This is a genomic window from Moorena sp. SIO3I6, assembly GCF_010672095.1.
This window is the reverse complement of record NZ_JAAHHU010001508.1, coordinates 1-1203: the sequence shown is the minus strand read 5'-3', so window position 1 is coordinate 1203 and position 1203 is coordinate 1. Positions and strand designations below refer to the sequence as shown.

Below are 1203 nucleotides of genomic sequence, written 5' to 3'. Positions count from 1 at the left end.
GTTTAAGCGCTACGCGCACGCTACGCGAACAGCTTGTAGGGTGGGCAAAAAGCGATGCAGCGCGGTCTTGGGAAGGCAGCGCGGTCTTGGGGGTTCCCCCCATGAGCGACTGCCGTGGTTTCCCCCACTCGCGCTTTGCATCAAGACACAGTTTGATTGTTTTGAGTATTAATGATTATATTACTTTGCCCACCCTACTTTAATTCGTCTTTTCTGGGAATTAGTAATCTTTAACACATTTAATAATCCCAATAACCTAAGCATTCAGCAGTCAGTAGTCAGCAGTCCGTGGAAACCTCTGTCAGGCCACTGCATAGCTTATTCGCGCATCACCGATTACGCTACGCGCACGCTACGCTAACAGTAGGCTGGCACAGACCAAAAGCACTGTGAAGTAACCCATAAGCTGATAGCTGATAGCTGATAGCTGATAGCTGATAGCTGATAGCTGATAGCTGACCCAATAACAACCTTAGGATTCTGATCCAGCAACATTCAACTGACTCAACAGATCGGTAATACTACGCTGTTGAAGTTGACTCTGTCGCCATTGACCTACTGCCTCTAAAGTGCCATCAAGAAATCGCAGCCGACATTCCCGACGTTTAATCTTACCACTAGAGGTCTTGGGAATACTTCCGGTCTTCAGCAGCACAATCCCATAAACATCAGCAATATGCTCTTGGGCTACTGCTTGACGAATGGCTGCCACTACTTCATCAACCACTAAGTGTCTCAGGTAACTCCGCTTGATCTCTTGAGCAATAACTAATCGTTCTTCCCCTTCTAAATCTACGGAAAACGCTGCACTAGCATTGGGTCGTAGGGCTGGATGACTCTTCTCAACCGTTGCTTCAATATGCTGGGGATAGCGGTTGTTGCCCCAGAGGATCATCAATTCTTTGAGGCGACCGGTGATAAAGAGTTCCCCATCTTGTAGGAATCCTAAGTCTCCGGTGCGCAGAAATGGTCCAGTGCCGGTGTCTTTTATATACGCACCGAATGTGCGTTCTGTTTCCTCTGGTTGATTCCAATAGCCCTTGCCGACACCATTACCAGATACCCAAATTTCCCCGACTTTATTTTCTGGGCACTCTATTAAGGTTTCCGGGTCAACAATTACCACGTGATCACCTAACCAGGGCTGACCACAGCTGACAATCCCTTGTGCTCCCTTTTGGTCTTTAGTCGCAGCTACCACCA

2 protein-coding genes are annotated in these 1203 nt (G+C 48.0%); one reads left to right on the top strand and one right to left on the bottom strand.

The features are described from left to right. Window positions 1-203: hypothetical protein (locus F6K49_RS50720; RefSeq protein WP_293110470.1), on the top strand; the 203-nt coding region annotated here is incomplete at its 5' end. Between the two features lie 269 nt (window positions 204-472). Here F6K49_RS50720 and F6K49_RS50715 read toward each other — a convergent pair. Further along, a partial coding sequence (locus F6K49_RS50715; protein WP_293110467.1) for an AMP-binding protein occupies window positions 473-1203 on the bottom strand: 731 nt, incomplete at its 5' end.